The sequence below is a fragment of the Insulibacter thermoxylanivorax genome (assembly GCF_015472005.1).
In the GTDB taxonomy this organism is placed as follows: domain Bacteria; phylum Bacillota; class Bacilli; order Paenibacillales; family DA-C8; genus Insulibacter; species Insulibacter thermoxylanivorax.
In genome coordinates, this window is record NZ_BMAQ01000021.1 from 103,609 (window position 1) to 122,461 (window position 18,853).

15 protein-coding genes and 1 pseudogene are annotated in these 18,853 nt (G+C 52.5%); 10 read left to right on the forward strand and 6 right to left on the reverse strand.

Annotation, left to right across the window (positions count from 1 at the left end; translation table 11 throughout):
- The first annotated feature begins 156 nt into the window (after positions 1–156).
- The gene (locus PRECH8_RS09610; protein WP_200966884.1) at positions 157–2,214 is read left to right on the forward strand and encodes a catalase; all 2,058 of its coding nucleotides are present in this window, start codon (positions 157–159) and stop codon (positions 2,212–2,214) included.
- 478 nt (positions 2,215–2,692) lie between these two features.
- Here the strand turns inward: PRECH8_RS09610 and PRECH8_RS09615 are convergent, their stop codons facing one another.
- Positions 2,693–3,001, reverse strand: a complete 309-nt coding sequence (locus PRECH8_RS09615; protein ID WP_200966885.1) for a winged helix-turn-helix transcriptional regulator — start codon at positions 2,999–3,001, stop codon at positions 2,693–2,695.
- Positions 3,002–3,213: 212 nt separating this feature from the next.
- Here PRECH8_RS09615 and PRECH8_RS09620 point away from each other — a divergent pair.
- The 4 genes and pseudogenes from PRECH8_RS09620 to PRECH8_RS09635 form a co-directional block, all read left to right on the forward strand.
- Positions 3,214–3,576: pseudogene (locus tag PRECH8_RS09620) on the forward strand (LLM class flavin-dependent oxidoreductase); the annotation flags it as partial.
- 509 nt (positions 3,577–4,085) lie between these two features.
- Positions 4,086–4,451, forward strand: a complete 366-nt coding sequence (locus PRECH8_RS09625) for a hypothetical protein (RefSeq protein ID WP_200966887.1) — start codon at positions 4,086–4,088, stop codon at positions 4,449–4,451.
- Between the two features lie 314 nt (positions 4,452–4,765).
- A complete protein-coding gene (locus PRECH8_RS09630; protein WP_200966888.1) occupies positions 4,766–5,149 on the forward strand; it encodes a hypothetical protein in 384 nt (127 codons plus the stop codon).
- A 400-nt stretch (positions 5,150–5,549) separates the two neighbouring features.
- The gene (locus tag PRECH8_RS09635; RefSeq protein ID WP_200966889.1) at positions 5,550–5,939 is read left to right on the forward strand and encodes a hypothetical protein; all 390 of its coding nucleotides are present in this window, start codon (positions 5,550–5,552) and stop codon (positions 5,937–5,939) included.
- Between the two features lie 802 nt (positions 5,940–6,741).
- Here PRECH8_RS09635 and PRECH8_RS09640 read toward each other — a convergent pair.
- From PRECH8_RS09640 to PRECH8_RS09660, 5 genes are all read right to left on the reverse strand, one after another.
- Complete coding sequence (locus PRECH8_RS09640; RefSeq protein WP_200966890.1) at positions 6,742–7,842, reverse strand: YheC/YheD family endospore coat-associated protein; 1,101 nt, start codon at positions 7,840–7,842, stop codon at positions 6,742–6,744.
- Positions 7,843–7,952: 110 nt separating this feature from the next.
- Complete coding sequence (locus PRECH8_RS09645) at positions 7,953–9,101, reverse strand: YheC/YheD family endospore coat-associated protein (protein WP_200966891.1); 1,149 nt, start codon at positions 9,099–9,101, stop codon at positions 7,953–7,955.
- A complete protein-coding gene (locus tag PRECH8_RS09650; RefSeq protein ID WP_200966892.1) occupies positions 9,101–10,453 on the reverse strand; it encodes a YheC/YheD family endospore coat-associated protein in 1,353 nt (450 codons plus the stop codon). Before PRECH8_RS09650 ends, PRECH8_RS09645 begins: the two co-directional genes overlap by 1 nt.
- Entirely contained in the window at positions 10,450–11,598 is a 1,149-nt protein-coding gene (locus PRECH8_RS09655) for a YheC/YheD family endospore coat-associated protein (protein ID WP_207161789.1), read from the reverse strand. Before PRECH8_RS09655 ends, PRECH8_RS09650 begins: the two co-directional genes overlap by 4 nt.
- A 3-nt stretch (positions 11,599–11,601) precedes the next feature.
- The gene (locus tag PRECH8_RS09660) at positions 11,602–12,972 is read right to left on the reverse strand and encodes a YheC/YheD family endospore coat-associated protein (RefSeq protein ID WP_200966894.1); all 1,371 of its coding nucleotides are present in this window, start codon (positions 12,970–12,972) and stop codon (positions 11,602–11,604) included.
- A 68-nt stretch (positions 12,973–13,040) separates the two neighbouring features.
- Between PRECH8_RS09660 and PRECH8_RS09665 the strand changes: the two genes are divergently transcribed.
- From PRECH8_RS09665 to PRECH8_RS09685, 5 genes are all read left to right on the forward strand, one after another.
- On the forward strand, positions 13,041–14,426 hold the full coding sequence (locus tag PRECH8_RS09665; RefSeq protein WP_200966895.1) for a DUF445 family protein: 1,386 nt from the start codon (positions 13,041–13,043) through the stop codon (positions 14,424–14,426).
- A gap of 260 nt (positions 14,427–14,686) precedes the next feature.
- Positions 14,687–15,637, forward strand: coding sequence for a carbohydrate ABC transporter permease (locus PRECH8_RS09670; protein WP_200966906.1), 951 nt, complete (start codon positions 14,687–14,689; stop codon positions 15,635–15,637).
- A 68-nt stretch (positions 15,638–15,705) separates the two neighbouring features.
- The gene (locus tag PRECH8_RS09675; protein WP_200966907.1) at positions 15,706–16,521 is read left to right on the forward strand and encodes a carbohydrate ABC transporter permease; all 816 of its coding nucleotides are present in this window, start codon (positions 15,706–15,708) and stop codon (positions 16,519–16,521) included.
- A gap of 157 nt (positions 16,522–16,678) precedes the next feature.
- Entirely contained in the window at positions 16,679–18,076 is a 1,398-nt protein-coding gene (locus PRECH8_RS09680; protein ID WP_200966896.1) for an ABC transporter substrate-binding protein, read from the forward strand.
- Between the two features lie 136 nt (positions 18,077–18,212).
- A complete protein-coding gene (locus PRECH8_RS09685) occupies positions 18,213–18,494 on the forward strand; it encodes a hypothetical protein (protein WP_242457519.1) in 282 nt (93 codons plus the stop codon).
- Positions 18,495–18,853: the final 359 nt, after the last annotated feature.

Here is an 18,853-nt window from a genome sequence, read left to right on the forward strand (position 1 = left end):
AGCAATCGCTACATATGTTTGTAAGCAGGCAGGTGCATAAGTAAGCACGGAAAAACACTTGGGTCATGAGGGAGGACTGCTTAGAGGGGACATAGCGTGAATCGGTCTGTTGGTATGGTTAGCTCACGAATCGATCGATAGAGGAAGGTGGATGCGATGGATGAGAGGGACAAAGGTCAGAAGCCGATAGATGCCAACAGCAAGATAGAGCAGCTTGATCACTTCCGCATACAAAATACGGGGAAACCGCTGACGACCAAACAGAACTTGAAAGTCGCCAATGATTCGGAAATTCTAAAAGTCGGGGATCGCGGCCCCGGGTTGATGCAGGACTTCTACTTCTTCGAGAAGATGGGGCATTTTAACCGGGAGGAGATTCCCGAGCGGGTGGTGCATGCCAGGGGTTACAGCGCACATGGTTATTTTGAATGCTATCAGTCGATGAAGCATGTGACTAAGGCCTGTTTCCTGCAAGAACCCGGCAAGCAGACGCCGGTGTTCGTCCGCTTCTCTACGGTACAAGGTCCCAAAGGTTCCTATGATACGGCGCGGGACCTGCGCTGCTTAGGAGTGAAGTTTTATACGGAAGAAGGCAACTATGATCTGATGACGATCGCGATGCCCGTGCTCATCGTCCAAGATCCGATGAAATTCCCCGATGTCATCCATGCCTACCAGTCGAAGCAGGATGACGATATTCCGACGGCTACGGGCGCTCATGATCGGTTCTGGGATTATGTCGCCAGCAACCCGGAGTCCTTGCATATGGTGACCTGGATCATGTCCGATCGCGGCATCATCCGCAGCTACCGCATGATGGAGTCCTGGTCGATCAACACCTATCTGTTCGTGAATCACGAGGGCGTGGCCACCTTCGTCCGTTTCGTGTGGAAGCCCCTGCTCGGCGTCCATTCTCTGCTGCAGGATGAGGCGATCAAGCTCGGCGGCATCGATCCGGACTTTCATCGGAAGGATCTGCGCGAGGCCATCGACCGCGGCGCTTATCCGGAGTATGAATTAGGCGTGCAATTAATTCCCCTTGAAGATGAATTTAAGTACGACTTCGATATCCTCGATCCCGCGAAGTTCTGGCCGGAGGAACTCATCCCTGTTCAGATCATCGGTAAGATGACGTTGAACAGGAATATCGAGAACTACTTCGCAGAATCGGAGCAGGTCGCTTATAATCTTGCGAACGTTGTGCCGGGGATTGACTTCTCCAACGACCCCGTGCTGCAGGGCCGGCTGTTCGCCTATCGGGATACGCAGCAGCATCGGCTGGGCAGTGCCAACTATGATGAACTGCCCATTAACCGGCCGCTGTGCCCTTTCCACAATAATACAAGAAGAGGCTTCATGCGCTACCGCATCGACATCGATCACGTCAATTACCATCAAAACTCTCTGGCGAACAATACGCCTTACACGACACTGCCGCAGGAAGGCGGGTTCTTGGAGTATCCAAAGCGCGTAGCGGGCCATGTCATTCGCGGCCGCAGCCCGTCTTTTAACGATTATTTCTTCCAGGTTCGGATCTTCTGGAACAGCCTGACGCCGATCGAGAAACAGCATACCATCGAAGGATTCAGTTATCAGCTGGGGAAAGTGAAGAGCCGGGATGTGCGTCAGGCCAATGTGAACCTTCTCGTCAATGTCGATACTGAACTGGCCTATATCGTAGCGGATAATATCGGCGTAGATCGTCCGAAAGGCACCCACGTCAACGTCTCCACCAGCTATGCTTCCCTCAGTCAAGCGAGTACGCCTAAGTACGCCTATACTCAGAAGGTCGGCGTCCTGATCGGCAATGGATTCAATGGGCAGGAAGTGATGCAGACGCTGAAAGTCCTTGAACAGAACGGCGTGTTCATCGTGACGATCAGCGAGACTTTCGGTGAAGTGACGGGCAGCGACGGCACGAAGATTCATATCGACTCGACCTTCCTTACGAACAGTCCCTACTTGGTCGATTCCCTCTATGTCGTCGGCGGCACAGGGAGGAATCAAGCGAAGTTCATGCAGGAGATCGAAGAATATGTGCAGGTGGCTTACAAACATTATAAGCCGATCGGCGTAGCGACGACGGGGCAGTCTTTCCTGCGGACGTCGAAGCAGAACAACCTCGCCGGTGTGGTGTTCGCTGCGAACAATCCCAACTTCGGTGAGGAGTTCGTCGCGGCCATCGCGCAGCACCGCTTCTGGGACCGGACGTAGGCGGCAGGTTTGCTAATAAGCAGAAGAGTGACTTCCAAGCAGAGGGCTTGGGGTCACTCTTTTTTGTGCCCTGGGTTTCAAGGTAGAGTTGCAAATTCCTGCAGGGACAATGGAGATCCCCGGTGTATGGAGGTTGCTGATTCATGTTTGGGATGCTGCAGATTCCTGCTCTGGTGTATGGATGGTCGAGATGCTAACGGAACTGAGAGACGCTATTTGTTCGAAAACCGGGATTTTCGCAAGCTAACGGAAAGTGGGTTCGTTATTAGCACTAAAATGGTGGCAATGCGGCGTTTTTGGAAGGAATAAGGGATTGTGGTCCGCTAGTGTGAGAAAAAGCACGGAAATGGAGAAATAAGGTCTCTGAGTTCCGTTACGAAGTTGGGATGGGCATCTCAGCCAAAATGACAGCTGGATGCCCTTTATAGCTTAATGCGCTTACATTTGGTTATACGGTTCTTTCCTTCCTTTCATATCATTATTCCTCAAGCCAAGTTTGCGACCAGTTTTCGATATCGCGGATGATCGGTTCGAGTGCTCGACCTTTATCGGTTAAGGAATACTCTATTCGAACGGGAGTTTCCGGGTAGACTTCCCGCTTGACGATCCCCTCGTTTTCCAGAATTTTTAGTCGTTCCGAAAGAACTTTGCCGCTCACCCCAATGGATGATTCAATATGACAAAACCGCTGCGGGCCCGATAACAACTGATAAACAATCAATCCAGTCCACTTCTGGCTCAATAAATTCATGGCTTTTTCAAAACGTGGACAAATCACCGGATTCATGCGACTCCCTCCTTCCCTCTCCCCATTATAACACTTCCTAAATGTTAATTACATAATTTACTTCGAAAAATTACTTGATGAAATTTTATTATATAAATATAACACCTAACATAAAGTAAGTTTCTTATCATTCGAAAATCAATCAATGGAATGAATGAAGCAACAAATATAGATAATACAGAAGGAGTGCGCAGAGAGATGGCAAAGAATGCACGATGGATCCCGTTCGACTCTTTGAGGATTTTGCGACGCTCGATTTGATATCGGGTGGACGTGCTGAGATGATCGTTGGACGAGGAGCCTTTGTGGAGTCTTTTCCTCTATTCGGTTATGACTTGGATGATTACAATGCGTTGTTTAATGAACATCTGGCATTACTGTTGGAGCTGAATCGTAAGCCTGTCGTTACTTGGAGCGGTCAGCATCGTCCCGCTTTGAAGGAAGCTGAGATTGCGCCGCGGCCGAAACAACAGGAGATCCCCATATGGGTGGGCGTCGGAGGAACATTAGCGAGTGCTGAGCGTGCCGGCCGTTTGGGCACCGGCATGGCTGTTGCGATGCTTGGCGGAGATCCGCGATATCGGGGGCATTCCGTTTGAGAAGGCGGCGCAGGGAATCGAAATCTTGGCTGCGGAGATTGCCCCGGTTATTCGCAAGGAATTGAGTAAGCAAGCCAGATGATTGCGAGAAAAATGAATAGGCATTCAGATCAGACCTTGAGGGAAACCTCGGGTCTTTTTTTGTATGCATGATATGGTACTTATCCGCTCTCCTCAGACTATGACGGACTGCAAGATGGATTCGAAGTATGTTATGTTTCGCTGCATATTCAGCAGGATGGGATATTGCGACATTCTATCAAGAAAGATTGCATGAAAAAATCATCTCGACCAAACGAACAGGAAATATTATACTATTGACATATAATACGGAAGGATAGGAATAAAGGAGAGAGAATGATGTTTCGATCTCTAAGAGACATGATTAACAATAAGTTAGGATGCAGTCATGCTTTGTAAAATCAGCGTAGCGGATTTCCAACATTACGAAACTATATAGATGTTAATTGTTAAGGGGATATGAGATGAGAAAAGTACCTTTCGCACCTTTTTTAGTAGGCAAAGTTGTGATGCAGTCGAATTTGGAAATCGAGGAAGTAGGGGAAATTCTTTCGCAGGCGTTGTTTGGAGGGGTAAAACTTGGGGGTAAAGACGAGAGAATTTATGATGAGGTACCTGCAATATACCTATCTCCTCCAATTTTAGGTTTTCGTGCGATTTTACAAGGATACAAAGGGTTTGGTAAAGATGAAGGTTATGTCTTAACAATAAGTCCTGATTTTACAGTAAGAGATGTTAAACGAGTAACAGTAAAGCTCGATTCATACTTAACTATGCTACTTAAAGATCGATTAAAGGATCATGATCAAATTAAAGTGTTAGATAGATGAATAATCCAATTCGTACGGGATGACTCGATAAAAATCACGCAGGATTAAATATGGAGTAATTTAGGATAGATTTTGATACAGCAGATGGCTCCCCTCAAATGCATTTCTGATTTTTGGTATCTGCTTTGAGGGGCGTTCCGGTTTTTTTGTACATCTAGAGCTATCCATGAGAGTATTTAATTTTGGCTTATTCCTTCAATGCCCTGTCATTGGAATGATGAAATAACACGTTTAGCATCAGGCACTATATACTCGCTCTTTTGATTTGCAATTAAACCTATATAGATATGTATTTATTGAAGAGGGGATGCAAGATGGGAAAAATACCTTTTTTAGTAGGCAAAGTTGTGATGCAGTCGAATTTGGAAATCGAGGAAGTAGGAGATATCCTTTCGCAGGCGTTATTTGGAGGTATAAAATTTGTTGACAAGGAGCTGAGTGTTTATGATGAGGTTCCTGCCATGATACTATCTGCTCCAATATTAGGCTTCGATGTGACATTACAAGGATGCAAAGGGTTTGGTGAAGATGAAGGTTATGTATTAGAAATAATCCCTAACGCCGAAATAAGAGATGTTGACCGAGAAACTATGAATCTCGATTTTCATTTGACCAGGTTACTTATGGATGTTCTAAAAGATCATGATCAAATTAAAGTGTTGGAGATAGACACTAGTTTGTATGATGCAGAGCCTTGAGAAAATTCGCTCGACGCTGGATCTAAGCAGCAATTTAGAAGATGATTTGCTCCTTGTCAAGTAGACTGTGAAAATAACAAACATCGAACTGCCTGGACTCTCGTTAATTACGTGGGTCCATTTTTTATGCTGTATTTTTAGTTGCTGACGATCATCGAAAGCAACTTAATTTGACTGTAAGAATAATGAAAGTTAGAACCACCTCGACCAAACGGAGAGGAAATATTATATTATTGAAATATAATACGGAAGGACTGGAATAAAGGGGGAGAGAATGATGTTTCCGATCTCTAAGAGACATGACTAACAAAAAGCGAGGATACGGTCTTGTATCATGAAATTAGGGAAGCGGTTCCGTGATGAAAACCATTATAGATATTTATTGTCGAGGGGAAATGAGATGGGAAAAGTACCTTTCGCACCTTTTTTAGTAGGCACAGTTGTGATGCAGTCGAATTTGGAAATCGAGGAAGTAGGAGATATTCTTTCACAGGTGTTGTTTGGGGGGGTAAAACTTGGAGGTAAAGACGAGAGAATTTATGATGAGGTACCTGCAATATACCTATCTCCTCCAATTTTAGGTTTTTGTGCGTTTTTACAAGGATACAAAGGGTTTGGTAAAGATGAAGGTTATGTCTTAACAATAAGTCCTGATTTTACAGTAAGAGATGTTAAAAGAGTAACAGTCAGGCTCGATTTATATTTAATTCATCTCGTAAAAGACGCTTTAAAAAATAGTGATCAAATTAAAGTGCTGGATTTTGACCCTAAATGGCACGGGAAGATCTGAAACATTCGCTCACGCAGGAACAATGAGAAGCAAACTGGAAAATACTTTGACGCGGCACGCTCAAGATCTTCGTTGTAGTACACCGAGCATGAACGTCTATAAGGAGGATGTAATCATTTGGGGAGAGTTTGGTACGAGAAGAAGTTAGTAAGATAGTAAGAAATTTAAGAGGCAATGGCTTCTTATAATTACAAATGGGGCATGCACTACTTTAATATAATGATATCTATTTACTTGAGATTCATCAGGACTTCATTCTCGTCAATAATGACAAGACGGCAACCCAAATGGCTGCCGCCTCAATATTGGCTAAACCGCCGAAGTACTTCCTTTTTCACTAACTTTTGTACGAAATTTATGATAAATGTGCTCTGAAAAGATCGCCATCAATTACTTTTATACTAAAATTAGGATAAAATAGGATCAATATGTGCTTCTCAGTTGATTTTTATACGGAAATTAGGATAAAACTTCCACGCTGGTGCCTTTCTTGCCTGCTTTTATACGAAAAATAGGACAAAACGCCAAGGAAGGGCCTTTCCTGCTTGCTTTTGTACGAAAAATAGGTCAAACACAATCAGCACCTTCTCAGCACCCCCAGCGCCTCCCCATCACCTCCCCACCCTCCATCAACCACTTCCATCAGATCATCACCGACTTAAGCCGCGAAAATGCGATCCATTCCAAGAATGCACCACTCGCTCATGCCCGCAGCCCACGCCTTCAACCCACATTTCCAGGCCGCACCTGCCGGGTTTCGAACGCGCGCTCTTTCGCTGCGCGCACATCGTACGCCTGATCCTTACGCCTTAAACTTCTTGCTGTGCAGCCATAAGGCGTATTCGAGGGGGCGGGTTACGGCGGTGCGGTATGCATCGTAATCTTGAATCTGCAGGAAGATGTTGCGGCCCGGCTTGGGGTTGATCTCGATCAGCCAAACGTCGCCGGAGCGGTCGACGGCCAGGTCGAGGGCGAGTTCGCACAGCCGGCCGTAGGAGCGTTCCAGCTCATCCACGATATCCCTTGCCAGGGTCTCCAGCGTGCTGCGGATTCGGGTGATGGCTGCGTCGTCGTCGAAGCGCATCCTGAGGAGCTTCTCTGTCTCAATCGCCTCGCCCCCGCCGTGCAGGTTGCTTGTCACGCTGCGCGCTGCACCGATTCTCCCGGCACAGCCGGTGACTTCCCACGTCCCCTTCCCTGTCTTCTGGATGAGCAGGCGAAAATCATGCACCCTGCCGTTATCCAGTTCGATATCGATTCCTTGCTGTATCAGGAACCTTTTCTGTCCGACCCATGCATCAGCTTTGCGCAGCAATCCCCTGACGCTCAGCGTCTGCTCAGGGATAATCCTCCGCCCCGCATCCCTTCCCCGGATCTGATACATGCGCTCGTTCAGCTTCTCGATGCGCAGGATTCCCCGGCCGCCGGTGCCGTTCACCGGCTTCAGGAAGACGACCCGGTGTTTGGCGATGAAGGTGAGTAAGCCGCGCCCGTTCTTGTACAGCTTCGTATCCGGCAGATGCGGCGCGATGAGGGGGTTTTGGGAGAAGAGCTCGTGGATGCGCCATTTGTTTGCCAGCGGCCGGTTCAGATAATGGAGATGCGGATAGCGGCTGCGGAATTCCTTCAGCCGAAGGAAACGCGTCGTTGCTTGGAAGCGGCAGCGATCGAAGATGATGTCGGGGAAGTCCGTCCACGCCCGCACCCACCGTCCTTGTTTGGGATCATATCGGATGGCGTGAATCCTGCGCCGTTCATGGTCGACATCCTCCGGCGTGAACAGGAAGGCATCGATGCTGAGACGTTTGGATTCCTTTAACAATCGGCGGATATACGCTTTTTCTTCAATCTGTCTCTGGTTGTTCAGATATAAGACCATAACGCCCAACTTGAGCTGGGACACATCCAGTCACCTACTTCATATGAGAATGGCGGCAAGGTCGTTAGATGCCGATAGATGTTCAGCAGATCTATAACGTCAGTATATGAGCGGAGCGGCGGGTGTGTTATGAGCTATGCGCCCCGGTCTTTTTTCTTTCGCTTGGGACGATTGGCGAGATATTTGCAGTACAGGACGATGTTCACCAGAGACTTCTCCCGGATATGCGGCTCATCGAATCTCATCGGTTTTGAATTGGCTTCGAAGAACCACAGCTGTCCTTTGGCGTCGACGCCGATATCCATGGACATCTCGCCCAAGGCGGATTGGCTTCCCGACTCGATCTGACGAGCGATGCTTAAGGCCGCGATGCGCACGCGGCGCAGGATGCGTTCCGCTTCTTCGGGACCGAAGACCGCGCTGAGCAGCTTCTTCGGATCATCGATGGATCCGCCGCGCGGCACGTGGGTGGTGATGCTCTTGCTGCCGGCGATGCGTGCACCGATGCCGGTTAAGCTCCAGACGCCGCGCCCGTTCTTCTGTACAAGGACGCGCAGATCGAAAGGCCGCTTCTCATGATGGGAGAGCAGGATGCCCTGCTGCACGATATAGCGTTCTTTGCCGATCAGGGTGTGCAGTTTGTGTTTTAATCGTTTGATGGAGCGGAAGCGGTAGGTCTTGGCAGCTTTGCCGGATTGGATGTTGAGCACATATGGCTGCCGGGCCTTCTTCAAGCGGCGCAGCTGCATGATGCCCGCCCCGGCTTTGCCTGACTCGGGTTTCAGATAGATGAGCGGAGATTTGGCGAACAGCGGAAGGAGCCTCACCTGTCTGCCCCATTGGACGGTATGAGGGATGAAGGATCTCGTCGTCTGCGATTTGCGAAGCCATTCGAATAATTGCCACTTGTTAAAAAAAGACGGATTAAAGATGCGAACATGAGGATGCTCCATACATTTCTTGAGGATCTCTTGCACTTCCGGAGATTCTTCATCCTTGCGATAGGGAAGCCGATTATAGATGACGACCGGCCGCGGGATATGCTGCCGCACCCAGGTGTTCGTCGCGCGGTCATAGGCATAGGCGGGCACGCTGCGCCGCTTCAGCTGAAAATCCCGCGGCGTGATCACATACATGTGCACGCCGTGTTTTAGACCCGTCTCGATGAGATCGACGAAGTTTTGGGAATTGCCGCGGAAGGGCTTTCCGTCATCGTGCATCGCCAGGATTGCAACGATCACGGGTTTCTTACGTTTGCGCGGTGGTTGACCATTCAGTTCCATCAGCCGTCACTCCCGGTACGAAACTTACTCAGATACATGCAGTAGTCGAAGATATAGCGCAGGGATTGCCTGCCCTGCCCCTTCAGCGCCGGATGCTTGAAGATCGAACGGCCGGGCTTGGCATTGGCTTCAAACATCCAGATCCTGCCCTCGGTATCGATGCCGATATCGAAGCCCAGTTCACCGACGCGGTGCTTCGATTTGCGCTCGATGACCTCGGCAAGCTTGATCGTTTCTCGTTTGGCTTTCTCGAGGATCTCCCTTGCCCTGTCTCCAAAGGTGAGGTTCAGCGCTTGTTCCGGGGTGAGCAGTTTGCCGCCGTTGCGCAGATGCGTGGTGACACTGCCGCGGCCGGCCTTCTTAGCGCCGATGCCGGCGACGACCCAGCGGTTGGAGCTGTCCTTGTTGAGATGGAAGCGAAAGTCAATCGGACAGCGGTCGATCTCCGCCAGACGGATGCCCTGTTGACAGACATAGCGGCTTAAGCTGCTCGTGCGCAGGCGGACGGCACGCTGCAGTTCGGTGAACCGCTTGTAGTGAAGGACCGTATTCCGGCCGTTGCGCCGGTAGCGCAGATAATATCCGCTCTGTGGTTTGTAAGTAAGCCGCATGATGCCGCGGCCGAGGCTGCCGGCCGTCGGTTTCAGATAGACGAAGCGGTGCTTCCTCAGCATCTCCTTCAATTGTTGGAAGGTCGGGCCGGTAATCGATTCGGGGACATGCTCTTCGGCATCGGGCTCCCCGGCGAGCAGTTCGTACACCTCCGACTTATCGAAGAAATTCCAATTGAAGATCGGGATGCCCCGCCGCTGAAACCGCTCTTTCAGCTGTTCCATCGAAGGCAGCCGCTCGCTGCGGCGGCTGCCCATGCGGTTATAGACAACATCGGGCAGGGGGACGGTGCGCCGGGTCCAGCTGCCGCTTGCCGTCAGGAAATACCCTCGCACGGTCTCGCTCGCCCAGTTCACGTCTTCGGGGTGAAAGGCGAAATAGAACGATCGCTTATGCCCCGCGGAGATATAGGGACGGATGCTGCTGGAACGGTTTGGCGTACGGCTCGTCGTCATCACGCCGACGAGCGGGCCGAGGCGGACCCCGTTCGCACCATCACGCACAACATAGCAGAGTCCTGCTTTGGGGATCATCAGTTTCGTGCGCAGATAAGGGGACAGATACAGATGTTTGCCGGGTTTACGGATCAGGCGCACAGGCGCTTCAATGGTGTGCTTGCCCAGGCTGATGCGCAGGGTCTTGGCACCGCTTAGATCCAGCTGAGACAGGAGTGTGCGGGTCATATAGACGGTTTTGTCGGAGCGGCTGGTAAAATGGACATTCAACCTTGTTAAACTCATCGTGCTAACCCTCCTAGTTGCCTGTCGGACAAATAACGTGCATATAAGATCAGATTGGAGACGCTGGCTTTGCTTCGGCGAATATCATGCAGTCTGGTGAATATGGAGCGGCCTGGTTTGGAGTTGACTTCCAAGATCCACAGCCCGCCGCTTCGATCGATGCCAAAATCGATGCCAAGTTCCGCTAATTTGCCGGTATGCCGCTCGATGACGTGAGGGATGAGTTGCGATAGATCCTGCAGTTTCAGGATCAGGGATTCCGTCTCTTCTTCACCGAACAGATCGCGCAGAAAAGGGGTCAGCGGGTAACTGCTGCCTCCTCCGTGGATATTCGAGGTCAGACTTCCTATACGGCCTGCACGTACGGCCATCCCCGTCAAATGCCACCGCCCGTCGCCGCTCTTCTGCATGAGAGCACGCACATCGTAGGGCTGCCCGGCATCGGTATGAAGCGCAAGGGATTCCTGAATAAGGTATCTTCTCATGCCGATAAACCGCTCCAGCCACTTCAGGAGGGAAGCCGGATCATCGAAGGCGGCATGGACATGCTGGTTCATCGCATCCCTTCCCGTCACTTCGTACCCGCCCGATGCCAGCTTCGCGACCCGCAGGATCTTCTTGCCGTGGGATCCGGCATTCGGCTTCAAGATGCAAGCCCCTCGCAGATCCAGCCACTCCGCAACTTGCTCCATATGAGCCAGAAGGCGGGTTTCGGGCAGATGAGGACGGAGCAGGTTGTGCTTCGCGAGGATCTGATGAACCTGCCACTTGCCGCTCAACCCGACGATCAATGCCTTCACGCAGCGCGACCGGCGCAGGCGGCTGATCGCACGGGCATATCGCACATATTGGGATCTCCCTGAATAGAAGCAGCGATCGAAGATGACGGGCGGGATTGGCCGCGTGACGCTTAGCCAGCTGCCCTGCTTCGGATCATATTCGTAACCTTGTACGAGCTTGCGAGACCAGTCTATATACAAGGGATCGAAGATGGTCACACGAATGCCTGCTTGTGCCCCGGTTCGACTTAAGCGTTTGTAGAATCCGCGGTCCGCGAAGGGGGGCCAGCTCCTGCGGCCGGATGCAAGGCTGCTTACGACCATGATTCCGAGCGCTCTGCTGCCTGCAGTTCCTTTCATCAGCATCACCTACATTCCTGCCAGTAAGCGGCTGTACAGGAGCGTCTTCTTCACGGAAGGCCGGATCTTCCCCGAGGAGATCGGAGTGCCTTCCATCTTGGACGGTTTTGAATTCACTTCCAGCAGCCATACTTTGCCGTGCACATCGACAGCGAGATCGATCCCCAGCTCCGCAAAATGCCACGGCATCTCCGCATCCAATGCTTCCGCGATCTCCACAGCTGCCCGCTTCAAGCGGACGTAGACGGCAGCGAGCAGCGAGCTCGGCAGATTCGATTGCGCCAAAGCGCTTCGCGCCGTACACAGGGTGCCGCCGCGGGCGAGGTTGGAGACGAAGTTCCGGCTGCCGGCGATGCGGCCGACGATCGAGGTGAGCGTCCATTTGCCCTTGGAATTCTTCTGGACCAAAGCGCGAAAATCCACGGGCCGATCCTGGATGCTGATGAGCGTCAGCCCTTGCTGGATCAAGTACCGCTTGCCTTGCACCTTGCTGCGGATGGTGACGAAGGCTTTTTTCAGGGAACTGGATGTGCGGGTGATGGTGCTGTTCATGCTGGCGTATTGACAGAGGATGCGTCCGTTCGCCCGGGTGACGCGGATGATCCCCTTGCCGAGGCTGCCGGTGACCGGCTTCAGGAACACGCTGCGGTACCGCCGGCTCATGTTGTTTAGCTGTGCGAAGTTTGTGAAAAGATGGGACTCAGGGAGATACTGGCGGATGGAGGCATTGCGGGCTAAGGCGTAGAAGACATCGTTTTTGTCAAGGAAGCGTTCATTGAAGACATGTCCCTGCCGGCGGGATTTTACTTCGGTGAAAAATTGTTGTACGCTGTCTGTATTCTCCAATTTTCGCGTGGTCAGTCGGTTATATACGATGTCAGGAATAGGGAATTGCATTCGTACGAAGCTTCGAGAAGCAGAGCGAAGCCCGATCACTTCTGAAGACGTGATGCCGTCCGGGGTGAAAAAATAGACGAGACCGCCATAGATCCGGCTTGCGACGTGCAGTTCCTGACAGAAAGCCGTCATGCTCCCGTAAGGTCGGTCGGCGCTTGCATACTGCCGCGGCAGCAGGACGCCGATGAGCGGGCCGAGCTTCAGGGTCTGTGTGCGGCGGTCGTAAGTAAGTCGCAGCAGATCCCCGTCCATCAGTCCCAATTGTTCGGCAATACGGTCTGTAAAGCGGAGGAAGAATCCTTTGCTGCGGGCGATCGGCGATACGCTCAGCTTCAATCTGCGTGATCCGAAGATCAGGGTCAGCGGACGGTGCACTGGAATCCTGAGCCGTCTGATCAGCGACGCACTCATATGCATGTATTCATCGAGGGAGAGACTGTTCGTAAGAACTTGGATTTCGGTTTTTATCGAGGCTTGGGACATGCAGGATCTCCTTTTTGCTTTAGACATATGTACTTCCATCATATGTCCTGATGATAATCTGGTGAATGATGAGCACGCCTAGAGGTGAGACGATGGAAAACGTATGGTATGTGGCTGCAACGATCCTCATCGCAGCTGCAATCGGGTATATGACAAACTATCTGGCGATCAAGATGCTGTTCCTGCCTCGCCGTCCGTGGATCATCGGCGGCCGGCGCGTCCCCTTCACGCCGGGGCTCATCCCGAAGCGGAAGGGAGAGATCGCCGCGGCGCTGGGACAAGTCGTCAGCGAATATCTCGTGACGACGGAGGGCTTGAAGTCGATGCTGCAGCGGCCGGAGCTGCGGGCACAAGCTGAGCAGAAGCTGCGCGCATGGGTCGAGGACATGGCTTGCCGCGAGGAATCCTTGGAAGAACTGGTCACCCGGCGGTTTGGGACAGAAGCAGCGGAGGAGCTGAAGCAGAAGGTACAGCAGGCGGCATCCCATCTCCTCTCCCAAGGGGTGAGGACACTGATCGAGCATGGCGGGGCGGGTGAAGTACCCGGCGGGAGATCGTCATTGATGCGGCGGCCGCTGGCGGAACTGTTCGCGGAGCTTGAGATCCCGGCGGAAACTTGGCTGGCACGGCAAGGCGTGCCGCGGCTGATGCGGATGCTGCGCGAACAGCTGTCGGGTCCGGAGGGGATGCGCCTCATCCGTCGTCTGGTCAACCGGATGCTGGAAGGCCTCGGCGGGATGATGGGCATGCTGGCCGGCATGTTCCTTGATGAGGACAAGATCACGGCCAAAGTGCGCCAGGCACTGCTTGCCTATCTGAACTCCCGGGAAGCGCAGGAAGTGGTCCTCCGCATCGCGGAAGGGCAGCTGCGGCAGCTAAGTGAACGCACTCCGGCTGAGCTGCTTGGCATGCTGCGAGAACAGCTTGTACAGACGGCTTCCAGCGGGGAGGTTGGAGAGGGATGGCAGGACACGCTGCATGAAGCTGAAGTTTCGGCGGACGAAACCATGCGTCAAGGTTCAGGGGAAGCACTAAGCCGAGCTCAGCATGGAAGTTCACCTGAATCTGCTCTTGAAGCCAAAGGATCCTTTGATGCAGATTGGCTTGTAAAGGTGATCGAGGGGTTGGTTCCCTTGAAAACTTGGCTGGAACACTTCTGGCAGATGTCGCCGCGCAGCTTGCTGCAGAACCACAAAGCCCAGTTGTTAGATCTAGTTCCCGCGGTATCGAACGCGTTCATCGAAGCCGCTGTGAACCATATCGAACAGGCGGTGCAGGCGTTGAATCTGCCGCAGATGGTGCAGAAGCAGGTGGAAGATTTCCCGATGGACAAGGTGGAACGCGTGATCCTGAGCATCACCGGCAGCGAGTTCCGCGCGATTACCTGGTTAGGCGCACTGCTTGGCGGCATGATCGGCATCATCCAAGCGCTTATGCTGGTTTGGGCCGGATGACTGATGCGATGCGATGAGGAGCAGATGGGATGTTTTTCTGATGTTTTTCAAATCTTTCTCTAACCCGGCGGCATGCCCGGTCGGATCGCTTGCAGGAGCGGCGGTCCGATACCGGGCTTTTTTTTGTTATTGAAGACCTAGAGGGAAAATTTACAATGGGTTGATTCAACTATAATACTTCCTTAACAGACGGGCGGTATGCTGAAGCCGAATAGATTCGGATAAAAGGATGTGGCAGACCAGTGAACATGGGACAAAATATGATGGACGGCCATACTGCCGGCAAGCGGCCGGCGACCGTGCTGAACGTGAGCTGGAAACAGCGGCTGCGCATAGGGCGGAACGCCAAAGAATGGTTAACCGCCTATGGATTCTTAGCACCATCGCTGATATTGTTCGCGATCTTCGTCTTCTATCCTGCGATTCAGTCGGTCTATCTCAGCTTGCATATGACGGATCCAATGGGTCGCGTCGTCCGGTTCGTCGGACTGGACAATTACATCAAGCTGTTTACTTCGCAAGCGTTCTATGACGGCCTGCTTGTCACGCTGCGGTTCATCTTGTATACGGTGCCGCCGACGATTCTTCTCGCCCTGCTGCTTGCCGTCCTGACCCATCGAGCTTTGGCCGGCATGGGACTGCTTCGCTTCGTCTTCTCGCTTCCTGTGGCGTTGTCTGTGGGAACCACTGCCGTCATCTGGCTGCAGCTGTTTCATCCGAGCATGGGCATGTTCAATCAGGTGCTGGGCTGGCTCGGCTTCGATCCCGTCTTCTGGCTGGCCGATCCCAAACAAGCGCTCCTCTCGGTCTCCATAATGACGGTCTGGATGAACCTCGGATTCGTCTATATCGTGCTGCTGAGCGGCCTGCAGGCGATCCCGCAGGACATCCTCGACAGCGTTGCCGTGGACGGCGCCGGCCCCTTGCGCAAGTACGGGCAAATTATCCTGCCGCTTGTTTCGCCTTCGCTGTTCTTCGTCACGATCATCTCGCTCATCGGTTCTTTTCAAGCCTTTGGGCAGTTCCATATCTTGACCAAGGGCGGACCGATGAATGCGACGAACACGATCGTCTATCAGATCTATCAAGAGGCTTTCGTGAACTATCGGTTCGGCACCGGCAGCGCACAGGCCCTCGTGCTGTTCGCCATCATCCTCATCCTGACGGTGCTGCAGTTCCGCTTCGTGGAGAGGAAGGTGCATTATCAATGAATCATGTCGCGCTCTCATTTGCTGCTCATTCGTCCCGTTCGGCTGTACGGAGAAATCGCAGGCTGCGGATGCAGCCGGCGGAATGGAGCCGTTACTTGGTGCTGATCATCACCGCCGGCTTCGTGTTGTATCCGCTCATCTATGCCTTCACCGTCAGCCTCATGACCGCAGAGGAAGCGGGGAGGTTCCCGCCTCCCCTCTGGCCGGAGAGCTTCTATCTGGGCAATTATGCGCGGGCTTTGGAGCTCGCACCGATCCCCAGGTTCCTGCTGAACAGCTTCATCATGGCAAGCGCGGTAACCCTCGGCCAGCTGATCACTTGCAGTATGGCGGCCTATGCCTTCGCCTTCGTGCAATTCCGGGGGAAGTTCGTGTTGTTCACCTTGATTCTCTCAACGATGATGATTCCTTGGGAAGTAACGATGATTCCCAATTACCTGACGATCAAATCCCTGCAATGGATGGATTCGTTCCTCGGGCTGACGGTGCCCTTCCTTGCTTCGGCCTTCGGCGTGTTCCTCCTGCGCCAGTTGTTCTTGCAGCTGCCCAAGGAGCTCATCGAAGCGGCGAGGATCGACGGCTGCGGGCATGGGCGCATCTTCCTGCAGCTGGTGCTGCCCCTCGGCCGTCCGGCGCTGGCAACGCTCGGGGTATACACCTTCTTAAACACTTGGAACAGTTATCTCTGGCCTCTTCTGGTCACTAATAACAAAAACATGCGCACCGTGCAGATCGGCATCACGATGCTGCAGTGGGAGGAATCGATGTCGTGGAACTTGGTGCTGGCCGGGGTGTGCATCGTGCTCCTGCCCTCCCTGATCATGCTCGTCTTGGGTTTGAAACAGCTGGTTCAGGGAATCACCGCAGGGGCTGTGAAGGGATAAGGCTTCGTGTGTGAAAGGGATGAAGGGTTCGCGGATGGCGCGGATTTGATGAAGGGATTGCATCGGTGTTGTTGCAATGGATTAGCTGTAGCGGCAAGTCCGCACATGAAGGTGCGGCATCCGCATAGATGAGTACTTGGAGATGGAGGAGAGGGATATGAAATCGATCCGAACGTTATTCATGTTTACTGCCGCGGTCATGATGCTTATGCTGGCAGCATGCGGCGGCGGTGTCCAGGAGATGGAAGCAAGTTCGCAAGGGAAGGAAGTCCAGGCTGGTCTAGGGGGAGAGAACAAGGAAGCCAAGGGGGCATCATCCAAGCGTCCCATCAAGGTCTCGTTCTGGCATTCCATGGGGGGAGCAGCGGGTGAAGCCGTGGATAAGATGGTCGCCGATTTCAACGAACAGCAGGATGATATCTTCGTAGAGGCGGTCTACCAGGGCTCCTATGATGAAAGCCTGAACAAGCTGCGCTCCAGCTTCGGCACTAAGGATGGTCCGACGATCGTTCAAGTGTATGAGATCGGCAGCCGCTTCATGATCGACTCGGGCATGATCCAGCCGATTCAGAAGTTCATCGATGCCGAAAACTATGATCTGTCGCAGTTAGAGGAAAATATTCTGGCTTATTACACCTTTGACGGAGAACTGTATTCGATGCCTTTTAACTCTTCGAATCCGATTCTGTACTACAACAAAGACATGTTCCGAGAAGCCGGCCTTGATCCGGAGCGCCCGCCCAGAACCTACTCAGAAGTAGAAGAGACCGCGCGCATCTTGACCAAGGATGGGAAATACGGCGTATCCTTTGCGCTCTACGGCTGGTTCATGGAACAATTCCATGCCAATGCCGGGGCGGAGTATGTTGATAACGGCAACGGAAGGCATGCGCTGGCGGAGACTTCGCTCGTCGACGGGGAAGCGGGCGTGAAGACCATGGAGTGGTGGAAGCGTATGATCGATGAAGGAACAGCGCTGAATCTCGGCCGGCGCACTTCGGATACACGGGCTGCTTTTGCCGCAGGGCAGGTGGCGATGACCCTGGACTCCACGGCAGGCGTGCGCGGCTATGTCGATGCCGTCGGCGGCAAGTTCGAAGTGGGCACCGGCTTTCTGCCGCGATTGGATGGGGCGGAAGGCGGCGGCGTGATTATCGGCGGCGCCAGCTTATGGATGTTGAACGATCGACCGGAAGAAGAGCAGCAGGCGGCGTGGGAGTTTATGAAATTCCTTGCCTCGCCGGAGCAGCAGGCTTACTGGCACGTAAGCACGGGATACTTCCCAATAACCAAGGCGGCTTATGACCTGGATCTGGTCAAGGAAAATGCAAGAGAATTCCCGCAGTTCGTCACTGCCGTCGAACAGCTCCACGCTTCTGAGATCAATACCGCAACGCAAGGCGCTGTGATGGGCGTCTTCCCGGAGGCGCGGCAGATCGTCGAGACGGCGATGGAAGAGATCGTGAACGGCGCCAAGTCGCCGCAGGATGCGCTGTCCGCAGCCGCTGCGGAGATCACGGAGAAGATCAGGCAGTACAATTCGACGGTGAACTAATGCTCAGCCTAGCCGAAAGGAACCTAGGCGTCCATAATGGGACGAGATAACATAAAAACCCGGCCTCCTGCATAACTTGTACTAAGTTATGGATATCACTGTAAACAGAGGATATCGCTGAAGGAGGTCGGGTTTTATGGCTCGTAAGATGAAAGCGGGCTTGTATACCTTGCTGTGTGCGGGCATGTTGATCTATGCGGTGCCCCGTCTGTCCATCGGCAACGGTTGGACGCAGGAGACGTTGTTCGGCGTGATTTGGATCTGTATGGTGCTGCTGATCATCGCTGCGCAGCTGCATGATCTGCTGGGGGTGGACGAGAAGACGGATGAGGAGATCCGAAAGCTCAAACGCTACAAATACTGGCGCTTGCAGCAAAGGATCATCCAGCAGGCGGAGCGGGATCGGGGTAATGGCTAGGACGCTGGCGGATCACTTTATGGATGACATGAATGAATCATGGTATGGAACATATGCGGATGGATGAAGCGCATAATGAACGAATCATTGGATGAAACATGCGCGGATGGTTCTATCGTGAATCGTTCAAGTGTATGGATAGAAGCAGCGTGGATAGATCAAGCGCTTACGTGAATGGAATGGATCAAGCGCATATAGATGACGTACGGAAGCAAAAGATGGCTGTCGGAATGCGGAAGGTTCGACCGGATTGTGAGATGTTCGGGCAGCTGTTTTTTGTATTTTTTTATACTTAGTAGGGTGTGAAGAGAGGGGTTGGAGGAGCTGGACATACGAAAGTGAGTGTAAAATGTTTGTGG

Excerpts from the sequence above, each read along its gene's own strand:
- PRECH8_RS09610 (WP_200966884.1), top strand. The coding sequence starts at position 157 with ATGGATGAGAGGGACAAAGGTCAGAAGCCGATAGATGCCAACAGCAAG.
- PRECH8_RS09615 (WP_200966885.1), bottom strand. The coding sequence starts at position 3,001 with ATGAATCCGGTGATTTGTCCACGTTTTGAAAAAGCCATGAATTTATTG.
- PRECH8_RS09625 (WP_200966887.1), top strand. The coding sequence starts at position 4,086 with ATGAGAAAAGTACCTTTCGCACCTTTTTTAGTAGGCAAAGTTGTGATG.
- PRECH8_RS09630 (WP_200966888.1), top strand. The coding sequence starts at position 4,766 with ATGGGAAAAATACCTTTTTTAGTAGGCAAAGTTGTGATGCAGTCGAAT.
- PRECH8_RS09635 (WP_200966889.1), top strand. The coding sequence starts at position 5,550 with ATGGGAAAAGTACCTTTCGCACCTTTTTTAGTAGGCACAGTTGTGATG.
- PRECH8_RS09645 (WP_200966891.1), bottom strand. The coding sequence starts at position 9,101 with ATGGAACTGAATGGTCAACCACCGCGCAAACGTAAGAAACCCGTGATC.
- PRECH8_RS09650 (WP_200966892.1), bottom strand. The coding sequence starts at position 10,453 with ATGAGTTTAACAAGGTTGAATGTCCATTTTACCAGCCGCTCCGACAAA.
- PRECH8_RS09655 (WP_207161789.1), bottom strand. The coding sequence starts at position 11,598 with ATGCTGATGAAAGGAACTGCAGGCAGCAGAGCGCTCGGAATCATGGTC.
- PRECH8_RS09660 (WP_200966894.1), bottom strand. The coding sequence starts at position 12,972 with ATGTCCCAAGCCTCGATAAAAACCGAAATCCAAGTTCTTACGAACAGT.
- PRECH8_RS09665 (WP_200966895.1), top strand. The coding sequence starts at position 13,041 with ATGAGCACGCCTAGAGGTGAGACGATGGAAAACGTATGGTATGTGGCT.
- PRECH8_RS09670 (WP_200966906.1), top strand. The coding sequence starts at position 14,687 with ATGATGGACGGCCATACTGCCGGCAAGCGGCCGGCGACCGTGCTGAAC.
- PRECH8_RS09675 (WP_200966907.1), top strand. The coding sequence starts at position 15,706 with ATGCAGCCGGCGGAATGGAGCCGTTACTTGGTGCTGATCATCACCGCC.
- PRECH8_RS09680 (WP_200966896.1), top strand. The coding sequence starts at position 16,679 with ATGAAATCGATCCGAACGTTATTCATGTTTACTGCCGCGGTCATGATG.
- PRECH8_RS09685 (WP_242457519.1), top strand. The coding sequence starts at position 18,213 with ATGGCTCGTAAGATGAAAGCGGGCTTGTATACCTTGCTGTGTGCGGGC.